The sequence below is a fragment of the Necropsobacter massiliensis genome (assembly GCF_000827595.2).
In the GTDB taxonomy this organism is placed as follows: Bacteria; Pseudomonadota; Gammaproteobacteria; order Enterobacterales; family Pasteurellaceae; genus Necropsobacter; species Necropsobacter massiliensis.
Map to the genome: position 1 here is coordinate 1 of NZ_LN776210.1, position 951 is coordinate 951.

The following is a 951-nucleotide window of genomic DNA, read 5'->3' on the forward strand; positions in this document are numbered from 1 at the left end:
TGCGGTGAATCTCAGCCAGCTAAACGCCACCAATGCAACTGTGGCAAATAATGCACAGAATATCACCAATAATACCAATGCGATTAATACCGTGAAAAACGATTTAAATGCGACTAATACAAATGTGAGCAATAATGCCCAGAATATTAGTAAAAACGCAGAAAATATCGCAAAAGGTATTAAATTTGGTAACGGGACCACTAATCATTCTTATGCTTTAGGCGATGAATTAGCCGTTGCTGGTGATAGCAATATTGTGAGTTCTACAACGGCAGAAGGTGTGAAGCTGAGCTTGGCGGATAATATTACGGTTAGCAGCGTGACAGCGGGCGGTAATGTCTTGAATACAAGCGGTTTGACCGTTGGTGATGTGAAAGTTGCAGCAACAGGTATTGATGCGGGTCATCAAAAAATCACTAATGTAGCTAATGGTACATCGGATAGTGATGCGGTGAATCTCAGCCAGCTAAACGCCACCAATGCAACTGTGGCAAATAATACGGCGAATATCACTAATAATACAAACGCGATTCAAACCTTAAATGACGGGTTGAATACAACCAATGCGAACGTTGCGACTAACACCCAAAATATTGCGACCAATGCAGAAAATATCGCAAAAGGTATTAAATTCGGTAACGGAACCACTAACCATACTTATGCTTTAGGTAGTGAATTAGCCGTTGCCGGTGATAGTAATATTATTAGTACCACAACGGAAAAGGGTGTGAGTTTATCATTGGCGAAAAATATTACAGTAGAGAGCGTAACCGCAGGCAATAATGTCTTTAATACAAGCGGGTTAACGGTTGGTGATGTCAGCATAACTGCTGATGGTATTAATGCGGGTAATCGGACAATCACGAATGTGGCGAACGGTTCGCTTGCAGCAAATTCAACGGAGGCAGTAAACGGTAGCCAGTTATATGCGGCCAATCAAAATATCACAAA

1 pseudogene is annotated in these 951 nt (G+C 41.5%); it reads left to right on the forward strand.

What is annotated here, in order from left to right:
- Positions 1–951, forward strand: a pseudogene (locus BN3349_RS11865) (hypothetical protein); the annotation flags it as partial.